This window comes from Neisseria sp. HMSC069H12 (assembly GCF_001812735.1).
In the GTDB taxonomy this organism is placed as follows: Bacteria; Pseudomonadota; Gammaproteobacteria; order Burkholderiales; family Neisseriaceae; genus Neisseria; species Neisseria subflava.
Genome location: NZ_KV810246.1, coordinates 100,412 through 116,464, shown reverse-complemented (window position 1 = coordinate 116,464; position 16,053 = coordinate 100,412). Strand labels below are relative to the sequence as shown.

13 protein-coding genes and 2 pseudogenes are annotated in these 16,053 nt (G+C 48.6%); 9 read left to right on the top strand and 6 right to left on the bottom strand.

The window, feature by feature from the left end:
- Positions 1-7 precede the first annotated feature (7 nt).
- Positions 8-628 carry an RlmE family RNA methyltransferase gene (locus HMPREF2872_RS02905; RefSeq protein WP_070631079.1) on the bottom strand — a complete coding sequence of 207 codons (621 nt, stop codon included), beginning with the start codon at positions 626-628 and terminating at the stop codon, positions 8-10.
- Between the two features lie 111 nt (positions 629-739).
- On the opposite strand from HMPREF2872_RS02905, the gene yhbY reads away from it, so the two are divergent.
- The 6 genes from yhbY to HMPREF2872_RS02875 all read left to right on the top strand — a co-directional run bounded on the left by yhbY (position 740) and on the right by HMPREF2872_RS02875 (position 10,013).
- A complete protein-coding gene (yhbY, locus tag HMPREF2872_RS02900) occupies positions 740-1,027 on the top strand; it encodes a ribosome assembly RNA-binding protein YhbY (RefSeq protein ID WP_070631077.1) in 288 nt (95 codons plus the stop codon).
- Positions 1,028-1,251: 224 nt separating this feature from the next.
- Positions 1,252-2,679: a tetratricopeptide repeat protein gene (locus tag HMPREF2872_RS02895; protein WP_070631074.1), complete on the top strand. Its 1,428-nt coding sequence runs from the start codon at positions 1,252-1,254 to the stop codon at positions 2,677-2,679.
- A gap of 620 nt (positions 2,680-3,299) precedes the next feature.
- Entirely contained in the window at positions 3,300-5,963 is a 2,664-nt protein-coding gene (gene aceE / locus HMPREF2872_RS02890) for a pyruvate dehydrogenase (acetyl-transferring), homodimeric type (protein ID WP_070631073.1), read from the top strand.
- Between the two features lie 148 nt (positions 5,964-6,111).
- Positions 6,112-7,722, top strand: a complete 1,611-nt coding sequence (aceF, locus tag HMPREF2872_RS02885; protein WP_070631071.1) for a dihydrolipoyllysine-residue acetyltransferase — start codon at positions 6,112-6,114, stop codon at positions 7,720-7,722.
- A gap of 78 nt (positions 7,723-7,800) precedes the next feature.
- Positions 7,801-9,585, top strand: coding sequence for a dihydrolipoyl dehydrogenase (gene lpdA, locus HMPREF2872_RS02880; RefSeq protein ID WP_070631070.1), 1,785 nt, complete (start codon positions 7,801-7,803; stop codon positions 9,583-9,585).
- 89 nt (positions 9,586-9,674) lie between these two features.
- Positions 9,675-10,013 (top strand): P-II family nitrogen regulator, encoded by a 339-nt coding sequence (locus HMPREF2872_RS02875; RefSeq protein ID WP_003683576.1) that lies wholly within the window; start codon positions 9,675-9,677, stop codon positions 10,011-10,013.
- A gap of 255 nt (positions 10,014-10,268) precedes the next feature.
- Here the strand turns inward: HMPREF2872_RS02875 and HMPREF2872_RS11725 are convergent, their stop codons facing one another.
- Complete coding sequence (locus HMPREF2872_RS11725; protein ID WP_003683601.1) at positions 10,269-10,496, bottom strand: hypothetical protein; 228 nt, start codon at positions 10,494-10,496, stop codon at positions 10,269-10,271.
- Here HMPREF2872_RS11725 and HMPREF2872_RS02865 point away from each other — a divergent pair.
- Both HMPREF2872_RS02865 and HMPREF2872_RS02855 read left to right on the top strand, forming a co-directional pair.
- Entirely contained in the window at positions 10,482-11,195 is a 714-nt protein-coding gene (locus tag HMPREF2872_RS02865; protein WP_070631069.1) for an aldo/keto reductase, read from the top strand. The two genes, HMPREF2872_RS11725 and HMPREF2872_RS02865, sit on opposite strands and share 15 nt — an antisense overlap.
- Positions 11,196-11,269: 74 nt before the next feature.
- Positions 11,270-12,388, top strand: a pseudogene (locus tag HMPREF2872_RS02855) (low temperature requirement protein A).
- Here the strand turns inward: HMPREF2872_RS02855 and HMPREF2872_RS11950 are convergent.
- Both HMPREF2872_RS11950 and HMPREF2872_RS11945 read right to left on the bottom strand, forming a co-directional pair.
- Positions 12,359-12,682 carry a BCCT family transporter gene (locus tag HMPREF2872_RS11950; RefSeq protein WP_070631063.1) on the bottom strand — a complete coding sequence of 108 codons (324 nt, stop codon included), beginning with the start codon at positions 12,680-12,682 and terminating at the stop codon, positions 12,359-12,361. The pseudogene HMPREF2872_RS02855 and the gene HMPREF2872_RS11950 sit on opposite strands and share 30 nt — an antisense overlap.
- Positions 12,683-12,740: 58 nt before the next feature.
- Positions 12,741-12,842 (bottom strand): annotated as a pseudogene (locus HMPREF2872_RS11945) (hypothetical protein); the annotation flags it as partial.
- 217 nt (positions 12,843-13,059) lie between these two features.
- Here HMPREF2872_RS11945 and mpl point away from each other — a divergent pair.
- The gene (gene mpl, locus HMPREF2872_RS02840; protein ID WP_070631059.1) at positions 13,060-14,436 is read left to right on the top strand and encodes a UDP-N-acetylmuramate:L-alanyl-gamma-D-glutamyl-meso-diaminopimelate ligase; all 1,377 of its coding nucleotides are present in this window, start codon (positions 13,060-13,062) and stop codon (positions 14,434-14,436) included.
- A 262-nt stretch (positions 14,437-14,698) separates the two neighbouring features.
- On the opposite strand, the gene HMPREF2872_RS02835 is transcribed toward mpl, so the two are convergent.
- A complete protein-coding gene (locus HMPREF2872_RS02835) occupies positions 14,699-15,139 on the bottom strand; it encodes a ubiquinone anaerobic biosynthesis accessory factor UbiT (RefSeq protein WP_070631057.1) in 441 nt (146 codons plus the stop codon).
- A complete protein-coding gene (locus HMPREF2872_RS02830) occupies positions 15,126-16,043 on the bottom strand; it encodes a U32 family peptidase (protein ID WP_070631054.1) in 918 nt (305 codons plus the stop codon). The genes HMPREF2872_RS02835 and HMPREF2872_RS02830 overlap by 14 nt, the downstream gene beginning before the upstream one ends.
- Between the last annotated feature and the right edge of the window lie 10 nt (positions 16,044-16,053).

Sequence of the window (16,053 nt, the reverse complement as noted above, 5' to 3'; positions counted from 1 at the left end):
TACATTGTCAGCGTTTATTTTTACCTAATAGGTAAATCTCACTGGAACGATTGCGGGAAGCATCCGGCTTTCGGGTTTGTACACTGGCAAAAATTTCACGCATAGCCGCCGTATACTCTTGATAACCCGCGCCTTGAAACACCTTCACCAAAAAACTGCCTCCGGTTTTCAAATGCTGGGAGGCAAAATCCAAAGCCAGTTCACACAAATAAAAACTGCGTGCCTGGTCGGTTACGGCATTGCCTGACATATTGGGTGCCATATCACAGATTACAAGGTCTAACGGACGATTATCCAATAAGGCTTCAAACTGCTCCAAAACAGCATCTTCCCTAAAGTCACCCTGAATAAACGACACACCTTCAATAGCATCTATTGGCAAAATATCCAAAGCGAACACTGCCCCTGTTTTACCGACCAGCTTGGCCGCAACTTGTGACCAACTTCCCGGCGCACTGCCCAAATCCGCCAAAACTGTACCTGGCTTGATTAATTTGTCTTTCTGATTGATTTCCAATAATTTATAAGCCGCTCTGGCACGATATCCGTCCTTTTGTGCCATATGGACATAATGATCGTTGACGTGCTCATGCAGCCATGCTTTTGAAGATTTTGAGCGTACAGCCATCTTGATTTGAAATGCTTAAGTTAAAATCAGCATTGTACGTTATTTCCCCCGTAAATGTTCTAAATCGCGTACAATATAGCCATTATTCTTTTTAATTGGATACTTATTAATATGAGCGACAACAAATTAAGCACCAAAGAAATTTTGGCCTTGAAAGCCCAAGCACACCACCTCCACCCTGTCGTTATGGTTGGCCAACAAGGCTTGACCGACTCGGTCATCAAAGAAACCGATGCCGCATTGACAGCACACGAATTGATTAAAGTCCGTGTTTTTGGCGATGATCGTGCTGAACGTATTGAAATTTGTGATGCCCTGTGTGAAACACTGGGTGCCCAACTGGTGCAACATATTGGTAAATTACTTGTTTTGTGGCGTAAAAAACCGGACGATGAATAATTTAAACTGAATAAACAGCAGAAGTATTTTCTCAACCCACTTTATCACACCCTTCTGTTGTATTTATGCAGCATAAAACAAATTATTCCATTATTCTAAGTATAAAAATACAAATCCGGTTGTCTGTTTTTGTAAATAACCTCAAAATTACAAAATCATAACGGCCGCACCTTGTCGGCCGATAATTTTATTCTTAATCCTTCACAAAATATAAAAGCAAACCGATGAATGCTCAACAATATGAAGAATCTTTTCTGCTAGCAGAAAAATTAATCACTCAAAACCCACCTGACTTTGCACGAGCCATTCCATTGCTCTGCGAAGCAGCAGAAGCCGGGCATATTGAGGCTGCATTTCAGCTGGCAGGATGCCTGATCGAACACCATGAAAATGAGCAAGATTTAGTAATTGCAGTTGAATATTTAAAACAAGCTGCAAGAGCTGGTCATCCATATGCCCGCTATAATCTTCTCCAGTTACAAGAAAATAATGGAATAGAAGTAGAAAAGCTCATTGCAACCTATCAAGAGCTTGCCGAAGAAGGATTGGCTCCTGCCCAACTGCGCCTGATGCGTTTATACGCAGACAATGGCAATGACCAAGAAGCAGTCAAATGGGCATTAAAAGCTGCCGAACAACAAAATCCTCAGGCACAATACTTCTTAGCCCAACATTACCAATACTCCAGCTCTCCTGATTTGGAATATTCCCATAAACTTTATCAGCAATCCGCTGCACAGGGATTTATTGCGGCCCACTGGCAACTCGGCCTTCAATACAAATTGGGGCAAGGTGTTACACAAAATCCTGAAAAAGCCATCGAACATTTGCGTATTGCCGCCGATTACGACATTGTTCCGGCGCAAACTTCTCTTGGAGAACTCTTAGCCGCATCAAATCCTGCTGAAGCATTGAAATGGTTCGAAAAAGCTGCCGAACAAGGTGACAGTAATGCGCATGTAGCACTTGCCGAAATATATCTATTGGGTAAAAACACCGAACGAGACCCTCAAAAGGCCTATCAGCACGCTAAATTTGCTGCGGATCAAAATGATCCGGAAGGATTGCGCCTTTTAGGTGATATCTATCGCTACGGATTGGGACAAGCAGTTGATGCAGACACCGCACGTCAATATTATCAACGCTCGGCTGATTTAGGTAATCTTGTCGCTTACCAAAAACTTCTGTCTGACAGCGCATTGAATAACCAGCAAAATTATGAGCTGACGAAAGAAATCGCCCTCCAACGTCAGGAGGCTGAACGTCTATACAAGCTGGCATTTGCAGCGCACTATGGCTTAAAACGCCAACAGAATTACGCTGAAGCACTGGATCTATACCACCAATCCGCAGAACGTGGGCACAGCAAATCCCAAACCAATCTTGGCATGATGTATTACAGTGGACAAGGTGTACCTGTCGACTATGCCCAAGCTGCAAAATGGTTTGAAGCAGCAGCCAAACAAAGAGACACGATGGCTCAATATAATCTTGCCTGTCTGTATTATCACGGTATGGGCGTAGAAAAAGACATCAATAATGCTTGTTTCTGGCTGCAAGAAGCCATCCAACATGGACATGAACAGCAAGACGTTCTCAAAGAGCTTTTGGCTCAATGGAAGCAATTCGCTCAAAAAGGCTCTGCCGATTAAAGGCCGTCTGAAATTCTAACTTCCTACATAAATGGCATGTCAGAGCTAAACTAAACAGCCTGTACATGTCATTTTTTTCATTTACCCTTCCTCAATAATCGTTATCTTCAAATCCCATTCCCTCTTAATCTCTTTAAAGTCTTCAGACGGCCTACTCTCTTTGTAAAGAATCAGATAATCTAAATTTTCCCTTTCAAACCCTAAACCCAATCCAAACTTTCAATTTACAACAAAATTTTAAAAATGTTTTTCGTATTCGAATCTATTTACTCAAACACCTGATACTTTTTACTGTATCCACTCAATATCTCGATTTAAAACAAACTCTATAACTCTTTTAAAAAATCCTAATTCCAACCTCTACATCCTATCAATATCTACAGCATGATTTGCCAGTTTGCCCAATTACTGATAGCATTTGCAGGTTAGCCGGTTCGCAAAAAGTTCAATTCTTTCTGATTTTTCATCAATGGTTATAACGTATTGAAAATATTTCAGTAATTAAAACTTTTTCGAATTTGACTCTAGGAATTTTCGTTTTTAACTCACATTTGTTCGCAAACGAAAATATCGGAGTAATACTCCGTCATTGAAAAACACTCAACACAAGGATAGATATTATGTCCACCCAATTACACGATGTTGACCCAATTGAAACCAAAGAATGGTTAGACGCGTTAAGCTCTGTTTTAGAATATGAAGGCAGCGAGCGCGCCCAATACCTGCTGGAAAGTTTGGTCAAATACAGCCGTGACAAAGGCATCCGTATGCCTCACGGCACCACTACTCCATACTTGAACACTGTTTCCGTTGAAGACGAAAAAGGCATCCCTGGCGACCAAAACATCGAACACCGCATCCGTGCATTCGTTCGTTGGAACGCTGCCGCTATCGTTTTGCGCGCGGGTAAAAAAGATTTGGAATTGGGTGGACACATTGCATCTTTCCAATCAGCCGCCACTATGTACGAAGTCGGCTTCAACCACTTCTGGAAAGCTAAAGGCGAAGGCGAAGAAGGCGATTTGGTATTCTTCCAAGGCCACGTTGCCCCTGGCATCTATGCACGCGCTTTCGTTGAAGGCCGTCTGACTGAAGACCAGCTGAACAACTTCCGTCAAGAAGTTGACGGCAAAGGTCTGCCTTCTTACCCTCACCCTCACCTGTTGCCTGACTTCTGGCAATTCCCAACCGTATCTATGGGTCTTGGCCCATTGATGGCAATTTACCAAGCACGCTTCCTGAAATACTTGGAATCTCGCGGTCTGGCTAAAACCAAAGGCCGTAAAGTATGGGTATTCTGTGGCGACGGCGAAATGGACGAACCTGAAAGCCAAGGTGCTATTGCTCTGGCTTCACGCGAAGGCTTGGACAACTTGGTATTCGTCATCAACTGTAACCTGCAACGTTTGGACGGCCCAGTACGCGGTAACGGCAAAATCATTCAAGAGCTGGAAGGCAACTTTGCCGGCGCCGGCTGGAATGTTGTGAAAGTCATCTGGGGTCGTCGCTGGGACCGCCTCTTGGCAAAAGACAAAGATGGTATCCTGCGCAAACGTATGGAAGAGTGCTTGGACGGTGACTACCAAACTTACAAATCCAAAGACGGTGCATACGTTCGCGAACACTTCTTCAATACGCCTGAACTGAAAGCATTAGTCGCCGATATGACTGATGACGAAATTTGGGCATTGAACCGTGGTGGTCATGACCCTCAAAAAGTGTACAACGCTTACGACCGCGCTGTGAACCACGCAGACGGTAAACCTACTGTAATCTTGGCGAAAACCATTAAAGGTTACGGTATGGGTGCATCCGGCGAAGGTCAAAACGTTGCCCACCAAGCCAAAAAAATGGACAAAGCGTCTCTGAAACAATTCCGTGACCGCTTTGACATTCCGGTAACTGACGAGCAAATCGACAGTGGCGACCTGCCTTACCTGACTTTTGCTCCTGACAGCGAAGAATACAAATACCTGCACGCACGCCGTGAATCTTTGGGCGGTTACCTGCCTAAACGCAACCCTACCCAAGACGTTCTGGAAGTGCCTGAGTTGTCAGCATTTGATGCCCAACTGAAATCCAGTGGTGACCGTGAATTCTCAACCACCATGGCTTTCGTACGCATCCTGTCTACTCTGCTGAAAGACAAAAAAATCGGCAAACGCGTTGTACCTATCGTTCCTGACGAAAGCCGTACTTTCGGTATGGAAGGTATGTTCCGCCAATATGGTATTTGGAACCCTAAAGGTCAACAATACACCCCTCAAGATAAAGACCAACTGATGTTCTATAAAGAGTCTGTTGACGGTCAAATCTTGCAAGAAGGTATTAACGAACCAGGTGCCATGGCTGACTGGATTGCTGCTGCGACCAGCTACGCAAACAACGACTTTGCCATGATTCCTTTCTACATTTACTACTCTATGTTCGGTTTCCAACGTGTCGGCGATTTGGCATGGGCTGCCGGCGATATGCACGCACGCGGCTTCCTGTTGGGTGGTACTGCCGGCCGTACAACACTGAACGGTGAAGGCCTGCAACACGAAGACGGCCACAGTCACATTCAAGCCGATTTGATCCCGAACTGCGTTTCTTACGATCCGACCTTCCAATACGAAGTAGCTGTTATCGTACAAGACGGTCTGCGCCGTATGTATGCCAATAACGAAGACGTGTTCTACTACATCACCCTGATGAATGAAAACTACACTCATCCGGACATGCCTGAAGGCGTAGAACAAGACATCCTGAAAGGTATGTACTTGCTGAAAGCCGGCGGCAAAGGCGATAAAAAAGTCCAATTGATGGGTTCCGGTACCATCCTGCAAGAAGTAATTGCCGGTGCCGAATTGTTGAAAGCCGACTTCGGCGTAGAAGCAGACATCTGGTCTTGCCCATCATTCAACCAGCTGCACCGCGATGCCATCGAAGTGGAACGCTTCAATCGTCTGAACCCATTGGAAACTGCAAAAGTACCGTTTGTTACTTCTCAACTGCAAGGTCATGACGGCCCAGTGATTGCCGCTACCGACTATATCCGCAGCTATGCTGACCGCATCCGTGCCTATATTCCTAACGACTACCACGTCTTGGGTACTGACGGCTTCGGTCGCTCCGACAGCCGTGCCAACCTGCGCAGCTTCTTCGAAGTTGACCGCTACAACGTTGCCGTTGCTGCATTGAGCGCTCTGGCCGAACAGGGCAAAGTCAGCAAAGAAACCGTTCAACAAGCCATTGAAAAATATGGTATCAAAGCCGATGCAGCTCCTAGCTGGAAACGCTAATTGATGTTTCAGACAGCCTGTTTGCTTCATGCCAACATTAGGCCGTCTGAAAACCAAATGCTTGAATGGTTTGAACAGATAAACTGTACCGATGCCGTGTGAAACAGTTTTCAGACGGCATCAAACTGAAAATATTAAAGGAACTCAAATGAGTATCGTAGAAATCAAAGTCCCTGATATCGGCGGTCATGAAAACGTCGACATCATCGCTGTAGAAGTTAAAGCAGGCGACACCATTGCCGTTGACGACACCCTGATTACTTTGGAAACCGACAAAGCCACTATGGACGTACCTGCTGATGCAGCCGGTGTTGTTAAAGAAGTTAAAGTTAAAGTTGGCGATAAAATCTCTGAAGGCGGCGTTATTCTGACCGTTGAAACCGGTGCTGCCGCTGCAGATGCCGCTCCTGCAGCAGAAGCTCCTGCTGCTCCAGCTGCTGCGCCTGCAGCCGCTCCTGCCGGTGGCGCTACCGTACAAGTTGTTGTACCTGATATCGGCGGTCACTCTGACGTTGACGTTATTGCCGTTGAAATTAAAGTCGGCGACACTGTTGCCGTTGACGACACCCTGATTACTCTGGAAACCGACAAAGCCACCATGGACGTACCATGTACCGAAGCCGGTGTGGTTAAAGCCGTATTCCTGAAAGTTGGTGACAAAGTATCCGAAGGCTCCGCCATTATTGAAGTAGAAACTGCCGGCTCTGCCGCAGCAGCCCCTGCTCCTGCCGCTCAAGCTGCCGCACCTGCACCAGCTGCCGCTCCTGCTCCTACTGCACCAGCAGCTGCGCCTGCACCTGCTGCTCCTGCTGCTCCTGCTGCTGCCAAAATCGATGAAGCTGCATTTGCAAAAGCGCATGCAGGTCCTTCCGCACGCAAACTGGCGCGCGAATTGGGCGTAGATTTGGGCCAAGTCAAAGGTACCGGTCTGAAAGGCCGTATCATGGGCGAAGACGTTAAAGCCTTCGTTAAATCCGTTATGCAAAGCGGTGCAGGCAAACCTGCCGCTGCTTCTTTGGGCGGCGGTCTGGACTTGTTGCCATGGCCTAAAGTTGACTTCTCTAAATTCGGCAGCGTCGAAGTTAAAGAACTGTCACGCATTAAGAAAATCTCCGGTCAAAACCTGTCTCGCAACTGGGTTGTGATTCCTCACGTTACCGTACACGAAGAAGCGGACATGACCGAATTGGAAGAATTCCGCAAACAGCTGAACAAAGAATGGGAACGCGAAGGCGTGAAATTGTCCCCATTGGCGTTCATCATTAAAGCCTCTGTTGCTGCGCTGAAAGCCTTCCCTGAATTCAACGCCTCTCTGGATGGCGACAACTTGGTGCTGAAAAACTACTTCAACATCGGTTTCGCAGCAGACACGCCAAACGGCTTGGTTGTTCCAGTCATCAAAGACGTGGATCAAAAAGGCTTGAAACAAATCAGCCAAGAGCTGACCGAATTGTCTAAAAAAGCCCGCGAAGGCAAACTCAAACCTCAAGAAATGCAAGGCGCATGCTTTACCATTTCCAGCTTGGGCGGTATCGGCGGTACAGGCTTCACACCAATCGTGAATGCTCCTGAAGTTGCTATCTTGGGCGTGTGCAAATCCCAAATCAAACCGGTTTGGAACGGCAAAGAATTTGCTCCACGCCTGATGTGCCCATTGAGCCTGTCCTTTGACCACCGTGTCATCGATGGTGCCGCCGGTATGCGCTTCACCGTATTCCTGGCTAACCTGTTGAAAGACTTCCGCCGCATTACTCTGTAATCCGAGCATTTTCAGACGGCCTGAATAGAAAGGCCGTCTGAAAAAAAGAAGCCCGAACATCATTCAGAAAGATTAGACATGAGCTTAATTGAATTGAAAGTGCCCGACATTGGCGGTCACGAAAATGTAGATATTATTGCGGTTGAAGTAAATGTGGGCGATACCATTGCTGTGGACGATACACTGATTACTTTGGAAACCGATAAAGCGACTATGGACGTCCCTGCCGAAGTTGCAGGCGTAGTCAAAGAAGTTAAAGTTAAAGTGGGCGACAAAATCTCCGAAGGCGGTTTGATTGTTGTCGTTGAGGCCGAAGGTGCAGCATCTGCCCCTAAAGTCGAAGCGCCTGCCGCTCCTGCACAAGAAGCACCTAAAGCAGCGGCTCCTGCTCCTCAAGCTGCTCAATTCGGCGGTTCTGCCGATGCCGAATACGACGTAGTTGTATTGGGTGGCGGCCCTGGCGGTTATTCTGCGGCATTTGCCGCTGCTGACGAAGGCTTGAAAGTTGCCATCGTTGAACGTTATAAAACTTTGGGCGGCGTTTGCTTGAACGTCGGCTGTATCCCTTCCAAAGCCCTGTTGCACAATGCTGCCGTTATCGATGAAGTACGCCACTTGGCTGCCAACGGTATCAAATATCCTGAGCCTGAACTCGATATCGACATGCTGCGCGCTTACAAAGACGGCGTTGTTTCCCGCTTAACTACCGGTTTGGCAGGCATGGCGAAAGGCCGTAAAGTAGACATTATCCAAGGTGACGGCCAATTCTTAGATCCGCACCACTTGGAAGTTTCTCTGACGACCAGCGAAGTATACGAGCAAGCTACTCCTACCGGTGAGAAAAAAATCGTTGCCTTCAAAAACTGTATCATTGCAGCAGGCAGCCGCGTAACCAAACTGCCTTTCATCCCTGAAGATCCTCGAATTTTTGACTCCAGCGGCGCATTGGCCCTGAAAGAAGTACCGGGCAAACTGCTGATTATCGGCGGCGGTATTATCGGTCTCGAAATGGGTACGGTTTACAGCACTCTGGGTTCTCGCCTGGATGTTGTTGAAATGATGGACGGCCTGATGCAAGGCGCAGATCGCGACTTGGTTAAAGTATGGCAAAAACAAAACGAATACCGTTTTGACAACATCATGATCAACACCAAAACTGTTGCTGTCGAGTCTAAAGAAGACGGCGTTTACGTTACCTTCGAAGGTGCAAATGCGCCTAAAGAGCCACAACGTTACGATGCCGTACTGGTAGCTGCCGGTCGTGCGCCTAACGGCAAACTCATCAGCGCTGAGAAAGCCGGTATTGCTGTAACTGATCGCGGCTTCATCGAAGTGGACAAACAAATGCGCACCAACGTGCCGCACATCTACGCTATCGGCGATATCGTCGGTCAACCGATGTTGGCACACAAAGCCGTACACGAAGGCCACGTTGCCGCTGAAAACTGTGCCGGCCACAAAGCCTACTTCGACGCGCGCGTTATTCCGGGCGTTGCCTACACTTCTCCTGAAGTGGCATGGGTTGGCGAAACCGAATTGTCTGCCAAAGCTTCCGGCCGCAAAATCACCAAAGCCAACTTCCCATGGGCTGCTTCCGGCCGTGCGATTGCCAACGGTTGCGACAATGGTTTCACCAAGCTGATTTTTGATGCTGAAACCGGCCGCATCATCGGCGGCGGTATCGTTGGTCCTAACGGCGGCGATATGATCGGCGAAGTCTGCTTGGCGATTGAAATGGGCTGTGATGCAGCCGATATCGGTAAAACTCTCCACCCACACCCAACTCTGGGCGAATCCATCGGTATGGCTGCGGAAGTGGCATTGGGCGTATGTACCGACCTGCCTGCTCAGAAAAAGAAATAAGTTCACTCAAATAAAATTTGAACGAACTTGATGGAACAAAGGCCGTCTGAATGTTTCAGACGGCCTTTTCGCAAATAAGGAGACTCAATATGAAAAAAATCGAAGCCATTATCAAACCTTTCAAACTCGACGATGTACGTGAAATCCTGACTGAAATCGGCATTACCGGCATGACTGTCAGCGAAGTCAAAGGTTTCGGCCGCCAAAAAGGCCATACGGAAATTTATCGTGGCGCAGAATACGCAGTCGATTTTCTGCCTAAAGTGAAAATCGAATTGGTATTGGCTGACGACAAAGTCGATCAGGCTGTGGACGCCATTTTAGAAACCGCGCATTCCGGCAAAATCGGTGATGGTAAAATCTTTATTTATCCCGTTGAAGAAGCGATCCGTATTCGTACCGGAGAACGCTCAGAAGCAGCACTTTAATAGAAATCGTAAAATACAGAAGACAAATGCCGTCTGAAAATAAGTCGTAGCGTGGTTTGCTCAGAACTTATTTTTCAGACGGCATTATTTTCACAATTACAGCCACAACTTTTCTAAGACATCAAACCATCACTGCCAGCCTGAATAAACATAGAAACCATAGATAATAAAAATGCCGCTTATCAAACAAGCAGCATTTTATGTATCCGTTTTCTATGATTGACTTAGGTTCAATCTACCAAAAATCTCACATTATCAAGCATTAAGAAATTCGAGCAGATTTTTTCCGCCTACTTTCAGAGCATTGACGAATATGTTGACTTTCTCTTGTTGCTCTTGAGTATGGCTTACCGTATACAACCAGCCTTCCGGCGTGATTGTGTAGTTGATGCCCAAGCCGCCTACTGAAGTCGGTGCAAAAGCAAAATTTACTACCGTACTGTTGTCGCCTACGGTTGGATCGGCATTGTGGGGCAAACTCATTCCGCCAGCAGCGTGGAGAATGTGCTGGACAGCCGCCCCGAATCCATCCGCAAGCAAGTGGACGAATCCTTACGCAATCTGCAAACCGACTACATCGACCTGTATTACCAGCATCGCATTGACCCGAATGTACCCGCCGAGGCGGTAGCGGAAGTAATGGGCGAATTGATTAAGGCAGGCAAAATCCATCATTGGGGCGTGTCCAACACGCCGATTGAGTATATGGTCGCCGCCCACGCCGTTACGCCCATTACCGCCACGGAGAACCAATATTCCATGGTGTTCCGTGCCCCCGAAAAAGCATTGTTTGCTTTTTGCGAAGCCAACCATATCGGCTTTGTAGCATATAGCCCGCTGGGGAACGGCTTTTTAAGCGGCCGTTTTAACGCGCAGACCCAATACGCCAAAGGCGATTTCCGCCGCACGATGAAGCGTTTTTCGGCGGATGTGATGACGAAAAACCAGTCTGTGTTGGACTTGCTGCACGAGCTCGCCGCCGCCAAATCCGCCACCGCCGCGCACATCGTGTTGGCGTGGGAACTGGCGCAAAAGCCCTTTATCGTACCGATTCCGGGCACCACCAAAAAACACCGCTTGGCGGAAAACCTCGGCGCACTGCGAATCCGCCTGACTGCGGACGAATTGCACGCCATTAACCAAAAACTGGGCAAAATGGACATTGACGAGAGCTATTTTTAAGCCGCCCAGTCAATGGTACTTGTCGGTAAAAACTGTTATTCTTCAATAAATTATTCATCACAACCGGAGGGCTTATGCCTGTTGGAGAGAAAAAAGTCGGGCTGCCCGAGCTGTTTTATGATTTGGTGTTTGTATATGCTTTGTCCCGCACCACCGAGCTGGTGCACCACGCCGACGAAGCCGATTACGTCACGTTTCTGATTTCGCTGGTGATTCTGTTTACCGTTTGGTTATACCAGAGCATTTACATCAACCGCTTCGGCAACAACTCTTGGCGGGATCGGCTGTTTTTGTTTGCCGATATGTTTTTGCTGCTGTTTTTGTCCAATGCGGTGGGCAGCGACTGACTGGCGAATTTTGTGCCGTTTAATCTTGCGCTGGGGCTACTGGTCGGCAGTGTCTGCCTGCAATATCTGTTGCAGCTTGCCCGCCACGCTTCCCCCGAACAACGCCGCAGAATCAAGCTGGTGGCGGGATTGCGCGGATTGACGGCGGCGATGGTGCTCGGTTCGCTGTTGTTTCCCGCCCATATCGGACAGTGGGTTGCGCTGGGCGGTTTCGGTTTGGGTTGGATTTTGCCCACCTTTGTCAGCCACAAGCAACCTGCGGTGAATTTTCCGCATCTACTCGAACGCCTAAACGGGCTGGTGATTATTTTTTTCGGCGAAACCGTGATCGACATCGCCCCTTATTTCCACGTGGCGAAGTTTGAAATCGGCGCACTGCCCGTGATTGTGATTCTGTTTGCGATGTTTACGGTTTATGTGATGCAGTTTTCCTATTTTATCGACGAACACAAAGCGCAAAACTCGGGCGCATTGCCCTCGTACAGCCATTATGCCGTACTGATCGGCATCGCTTTGACAACGGTGGCACTGGCGTGGCTGCACCAAAACAGCACCGCTACCGCTGAGTCCGTCCGAATGCTGTGGCTCGGTTTAGGCGTGTTTTATCTCGGGGTTGCCGCCAACACACCGTACAACAAGCCCGAACACCGCCGACCGCAACGGCTTTGGATTTTTCAGACGACCTTATTCGTTATCGGCGCAGGGCTGGCCACCGTTTTACCGCCGCAGCCCCTTGTTATCTTAACCACAACGGCATTGATGACCGCTGCGATTGCCATGGCAACAGTGTATTTTGAACGTCGCACCCGACAACTTTCACAAACAAACCAGAACCACGAAACCTAAGAACAGGATAACGGTCAACGGTTTGGTTGCGAAAGACAGAGGCAGCATATTGAGCAGGTAATAGAATGTACCTTCGTAGTCGCCTTTATTGACAATTTCTGCCAAGCGTCCAGTACCTTCAACAGTATCAAGCAGGCTGAAGCCGGAGAATACGGAGAACCAAATCACGAGGAAGCCGGCTAGTACCATAATGGATGCCAGCACGAATTCGCGCAAAGTACGGCGTTTGGAAATTTTCGCTAAGAACACGCCCACAAATGGTGCCCAAGTAATCCACCATACCCAGTAAGCCATTAGACCAATCGCGGTTGTGGAACAAGTACAGCTCGAAAGAATGGTGAACGGTTTGAGTAAGGATATTATCGATAGAGACAACCAAGTTGCTGAGGAAGTAGTGAGTCGGGTCAACCAAGAAAACAAACACCAGCATGAGCAAAGACAGAACTACAGTCATATCGCCCAGCCATTTCATACCTTTTTCAATCGGCATCACAGCACCCAAAGTATAAATATTTCAGTAGCAACTATAACCTAAAAATTCCCTATTAAGATTCAATCCTCCCTATCTCTCCCCTATTCTTATTGCCGCTTTACTTTTCAGACGACCCCTTTATCCAAACTCCGTTATAATGACGGCTTTAAAATTAATTCATTCCCAAGACGGTCTTATCATGAAACACATCCACATTATCGGTATCGGCGGCACATTTATGGGCGGCGTAGCGGCTATTGCCAAAGAAGCAGGTTTTAAAATCAGCGGTTGCGACGCGAAGATGTATCCACCGATGAGCACCCAGCTTGAAGCCTTAGGTATAGGCGTACACGAAGGTTTTGATGCCGCTCAATTAGACGAATTTAAAGCCGATATTTACGTTATCGGCAATGTTGCCAAACGCGGCATGGATGTGGTTGAAGCGATTTTAAACCGCGGCCTGCCTTATATTTCCGGCCCACAATGGCTTGCTGAAAACGTATTACACCAACACTGGGTACTCGGCGTAGCCGGAACACACGGCAAAACGACTACAGCCTCCATGCTCGCCTGGGTCTTGGAATATGCCGGTCTCGCACCAGGCTTCCTGATTGGCGGCGTACCGGAAAACTTCAGCGTTTCCGCCCGTCTGCCGCAAACGCCGCGCCAAGATCCTAATTCAAAATCCCCATTCTTCGTTATCGAAGCCGACGAATACGACACTGCCTTTTTTGACAAACGCTCCAAATTCGTACATTACCGTCCGCGTACCGCCATTTTAAACAATCTGGAATTCGACCATGCCGACATCTTCGCCGATTTGGGCGCGATACAGACCCAGTTCCACCATCTCGTGCGCACCGTGCCGTCTGAAGGCTTAATCGTCTGCAACGGACAGCAGCAAAGTCTGCAAGACACTTTAGACAAAGGCTGCTGGACGCCGGTGGAAAAATTCGGCACCGAACACGGCTGGCAGGTCGGCGAAGTCAATACCGACGGCTCGTTCGACGTGTTGCTTGACGGCAAAAAAGCCGGACACGTCGCATGGGATTTGATGGGCGGACACAACCGCATGAACGCGCTCGCCGTCATCGCCGCCGCACGTCATGCCGGAGTCGATATTCAGACGGCCTGCGAAGCCTTGAGCGCGTTTAAAAACGTCAAACGCCGCATGGAAATCAAAGGCACGGTAAACGGTATCACCGTTTACGACGACTTCGCCCACCATCCGACCGCCATCGAAACCACCATCGAAGGCCTGCGTCAGCGCGTCGGAAACGCCCGCATCCTCGCCGTCCTCGAGCCGCGTTCCAACACCATGAAACTCGGCACCATGAAAGCCGCCTTACCCGAAAGCCTCAAAGGCGCCGACCAAGTGTTCTGCTACGCCGGCGGCGTGGACTGGGACGTTGCCGAGGCACTCGCGCCTTTGGGCGGCAAGCTGCACGTCGGCAAAGACTTCGATACCTTTGTTGCCGAAATTGTGAAAAATGCCGAAGCAGGCGACCATATTTTGATCATGAGCAACGGCGGATTCGGCGGAATACACGGAAAGCTGTTGGAAGCGTTGAAATAAGAGTTTGTTGAAAGTTTTAAATGATTGAGGCCGTCTGAAAACCGGAATTTGGTTTTCAGACGGCCTTTTTGTTGTGGATTGAGACTTTTGCAAAATACCTTTTTACCCGGTGGCCAAAATCCAAACACAAATTCCCAAATCCCTAAATACCTTGGTAGAAATTTAGGGATTTGGGAATTTTGTAAAAGGTATTGGATATTTTATTTTTAAATCATAAACTTAATGGATGAATGCTTTGCTTTATTCTTGCACGAACCGGCATTCAGTCGGACATCTGCCGCTTCAAAAACCAATCTCCGAACGGCCAGTCCACGCTGTCGAGCAGGTTTTTGGTAATCAGCCCAAGCTCGGTATCGCCTTCGATTTGCAGTTTGCGGTTGAAAAACAAAGTATCCGGGTCTTCCTCGCGCATCATCATGCGCATAAAGTCGATGCCGTTGGCGGCAAGGCGCAAATCGGGCGTACCCAAAAAATCCGCATCGATGAATTTTTCGGCATTGGCGGTGAAACGCACCTTGATGCCTGCGTCCAATACGTCAATTTCGAAGGTTCGACCGTCAAACAGGCTCATATCGGCGGGCAGCAATCCACGTTTGAGCATGGTGTTGAGGGCAAAAACCAAAGCGAAACGCGGCGGCCTGCCCGGTAGTTTACCGCCGATTTTTCCCGCCCATGCGGGCAATACGATTTCAGGCAACGCCATAATATTCCTCCTTCACGGCTTCGATACCCGGCTGGCCGTGCCAATAGCCGTCCACCAGCGTGCCGGTGGTCAATCTTTCCAATTCGGGCAGCGCATCCGCCAGTGCGGTTTTGCCGTCCAATACATCGCGGTGGATACGGACGATTTCCGCCATGCCGTGCATTTGCGGCGACAGGCGCAGCATGTTCACACCGATTTGTCGCAAATCCTCATGGTGCGGCAGCAGGTTTTGGCAGCCGTAAGACATGGTTTGGATGCCGTTGATGGTTAAAAACGGCTTGCCCTCGCGGGTGTTCATGTCCATGCCTTGCTCGTAATCCAAGCAGCGGAATTCGCAGCCGTCTTTGTTCAGGTTGTAATGTCGCGCGGTAAAGCAGCGTGAAGAGTACGCCAAAGGCATTTTGCCCCAAGCAAACAATTCCGTTTCGATGTCGTCTGAAGCCTTGATGATTTCAGCAACTTTGTCGCGGCTCAACTCGGACGGCGCAATCCAGCGGTATGCGCCAAGTTTCTGAAACAATGCCAGCGTACTTTCATTGTAAATGTTCAGGCTGGCGCCGGCGACAAACGGAATACCGTGTTCGCGCTCCAATTTGACCGCACCCATGTCGTTGGCTTCGACTTTGAATTTGTCCTGCCCCGTGATTTTACGCAGGCGCTTCAAATCGGATTCACTTTCCAGCAGCACCTGCGACGACAAGATAATCTCTTTGCCGCTTTCCGCCAAATCTTCCGCCAAGCTGACCCAGTCGGCAAAACGCATTTTCTGGCGGCGCGAACACACCACTTCGCCCAGATAAATGGTGTCCACTGGCGCATCCAGCATGGCGGCGTAAAATTCCAGCAGGGCTTCCTTCTGCCAGAAAAACAAAACCGGCCCCAACGATAATTTCATCGGATTCATTTTTCCTCCT